Origin of the sequence: Paraburkholderia sp. SIMBA_054, from assembly GCF_046534875.1 — a bacterium.
GTDB classification, from domain to species: domain Bacteria; phylum Pseudomonadota; class Gammaproteobacteria; order Burkholderiales; family Burkholderiaceae; genus Paraburkholderia; species Paraburkholderia hospita.
Genome location: NZ_JAWRXV010000667.1, coordinates 1 through 276 on the forward strand (window position 1 = coordinate 1; position 276 = coordinate 276).

The window sequence follows — 276 nt, forward strand, 5'->3', positions numbered from 1 at the left end:
CCTGCTTTTGCCGCCTGTCGTCGCCAAAGGCAGTCAGGGCACGATGTCGCTCGACGAAATCTACGAACTCTTTCCCAATCTGCATGAGCGCCGCAACAGCCCCGGCACCAAGCTTTCGGGTGGCGAACAGCAGATGCTGGCAATTGCGCGCATCCTGCGCACCGGGGTCAAGGTGCTGCTGCTCGACGAGCCGACCGAAGGTCTTGCGCCCGTTATCGTGCAGCGCATCGGCGATGTGCTGGTGGAGTTGAAAAAACGTGGCATGACGGTGTTGCT

The 276-nt window shown here is 60.5% G+C and carries 1 protein-coding gene; it reads left to right on the forward strand.

The window, feature by feature from the left end:
• Positions 1–276, forward strand: a 276-nt coding sequence (locus tag SB822_RS56765) for an ATP-binding cassette domain-containing protein (protein WP_410859062.1), incomplete at both ends; no start/stop codon positions are given.